A 2065-nucleotide genomic window follows, 5' to 3' on the forward strand; every position below is an offset into this window, starting at 1 on the left:
CATCTCATCGGTGGGCTCGCAACGCTTCGGGCGTTTATCGGCGTGGACGCCGACAAGGTCCGGGCGTTGGCATTCATCAACACGTTGGCCGCGGCCGCCGCCACCTCCGTTCTCGGTGAAACCGCCTACGCAGCCGCAGAGAGGCGCGGTACCCAGCTCAGGCCCGAATTCGACGAGGTCCAGCGACTTGCCCTCGGCACACTCACCATCGACAAACTTCCGATCGCCGACGTGGCCAGACCGATCACCCTGTCACGTTGGCACGAATTGTCGCCCGCCGAGCAGGATGTGGCACTGCTCGCCGCCGCCGGCTGGACCAACCGGGCCATCGCCGTGCGGCGCGGCAGCTCCGTCCGAACCGTGGACGCACAGGTTGCCTCCATCCGGCAGAAGCTGCTGATCACCTCTCGAGCCGATATCGCCGCGCACGTCCCGGACGACCTTGCTGACCGGGTCCGCGCCGAAGAGCGACACCGCTTCGACCCGGCAGGCTGAGCAGCCGGCTGCCCGCGGCGATCAGTAGCCGACATATCCTCCGCCCGATCGCATCGCGACGATCCCCGGCACGTTGTCGACCGATCCGTAGCGCTCTTCGGCGTAACGGATGCCAGCCATGATGTTGTCGACGGGATTCCAGACGTCCTGATGCCCTGGGACCGCGTAGGCGTTGAATGTCGGGTCGATGGTCTGCATCAGCCCCTTTGACGGAATACCCGCGGCGGCGTTGCTGTCCCACAGATTAATCGCGTTCGGGTTGCCACCGGATTCGTGCGCGATGATCGAAGCGACAGCGGCGGGGTTGATAGCACTGACGTCGTGGCCATTCTGCGCGAGTGTCTGCAAAGCCTGGTCGATCCACTGGCCGACCTCACCGCTTGGGACCTGCGCCGGTGGGCCGCCGCTGGAGCCCCCCTGCGAATAGCCCGCGTCCGGAGAGGGCGTATAGACGGGTTTTTCGCCATAGTCGTTCACGTACTGGTCGACCAATGCCGAAACTTCCTGCGCGGTCGCGGACGCCGCGGACTGGGCATTCGCAAGGGCGATCCCGGCGCGGTCGAGCGCGGTGGTGAGGGTGTCGTGCACCATCGCCCGCCCCTCCGCGGTGTTGCGGATCGGGCCCAGCGCGGTGAGCGCGGCGTTCACATCCGCGATGATGGCGTTGATCTGGGCCCGGCCGCCGTTGGCCATGTCGGCGGTATCGCTGAGCACCTGGCCAAGTTCGGAATCCAGGTGCGCCAAGGCGTCGGCCTGGCGGGTCATGGCGCCGGCTTGGCTCTGGTAGTTCGCTCCCGCCAGACCCCAGCGAATCGCCTGGGAGGCGTCAAAGCCGTTCGACAGCGATGCCAGCGACCCATCGGGGACGGCCGCGGTTCCGGAACCGAACTGGCTGGAGATGTTCTGCAGCGCCTGCAATGACGGATCGGCGAACGGGACCGAATCGGCCCACTCGTCGGGGTCGGGGGCGGCCGGTTGGGGAGCACCGGCGGACACCGGGGCGGCCAACGGGATCATCGGCGGTGCGCCGAGAAGCCCCGGCGCGGCCGCTCCCGCCCCCATGCCTCGCCGGCTCGGTTGTCGGGCCGCTGGCTTTGCCGATCCCGGCGGGTCGGGGACAGGTGTGCGGACCGATCGGCGCGTTTTCTCGTCGGGGCTAGGTTCGGTCGCGACCGCCGCGGACGCTTCCTGGGTAATTTCCTCCTCGCGGTCGTCCGTTTCGACGGCGACCTTCTGCCCCGGCACGACGACGGACGGCAGGTCCACAGACGTGCGGGTCATCGGCGACACACCTCCTTGTCGGTGGAGAACACCGGCGTGCCGACCGAGCATTGCCCAGGAGTTCCGGTCATCGTCTTTCTCGTTCGTCTGCCAGACGTGATGGATGGATAGTCATCAAGCTCCGGCGGTCAGCGCATTGTAGAGATCTTCAGCGGCGGGCTGTCGGCTCTTGATTTCATTTAGATAGTCGAGGCGCATTCTGGGATGAGTTAGGGCCGCATGCGCCGACTTCTCGCCGGGCCGCTGCTGCAACCAGGCGATGTTGTCCCAAATGTTGCTTGATGCACCA

2 protein-coding genes are annotated in these 2065 nt (G+C 66.6%); one reads left to right on the top strand and one right to left on the bottom strand.

Translation table 11 applies throughout. From position 1 onward, the window contains the following. Window positions 1-495 (top strand): helix-turn-helix transcriptional regulator (locus tag ACN269_RS33545; RefSeq protein ID WP_421477183.1); only part of this gene is annotated, 495 nt, incomplete at its 5' end. Window positions 496-516: 21 nt separating this feature from the next. On the opposite strand, the gene ACN269_RS33550 is transcribed toward ACN269_RS33545, so the two are convergent. Beyond that, window positions 517-1776, bottom strand: a complete 1260-nt coding sequence (locus ACN269_RS33550; RefSeq protein WP_421477185.1) for a transglycosylase SLT domain-containing protein — start codon at window positions 1774-1776, stop codon at window positions 517-519. Window positions 1777-2065: the final 289 nt, after the last annotated feature.

Source organism: Micromonospora sp. WMMD736 (assembly GCF_049179015.1).
Taxonomy (GTDB): Bacteria; Actinomycetota; Actinomycetes; order Mycobacteriales; family Micromonosporaceae; genus Micromonospora.